We start from the raw sequence: 234 nt of genomic DNA on the forward strand, positions 1-234 counted from the left end.
GTCCAGCTATTTGAGGGTGACGAGCACTCTCCAAGTTGACAAACAACCTTCTTTGTCAGCGGGCAAATAAAGCCTCCGCGCTCACCGCCGCACCGCTCACAGTTATGGCGTGTGAGCTTTCGACCAACCTTTGCTTCCAAAATGCGCCTATTTATGCCACCGATTGAATCTGCAGAAATCGACCCTTCGTCCTCTGGCGACAATTCTTCCAATATCTCGTCGACTTCCGACGTC

At 51.7% G+C, this 234-nt stretch carries 1 protein-coding gene; it reads right to left on the reverse strand.

The genetic code is table 11. From position 1 onward, the window contains the following. Positions 1–234: hypothetical protein (locus SB752_RS33280; RefSeq protein WP_410719640.1), on the reverse strand; the 234-nt coding region annotated here is incomplete at both ends.

This window comes from Brevibacillus sp. SIMBA_040, from assembly GCF_046535075.1.
Classification (GTDB): domain Bacteria; phylum Bacillota; class Bacilli; order Brevibacillales; family Brevibacillaceae; genus Brevibacillus.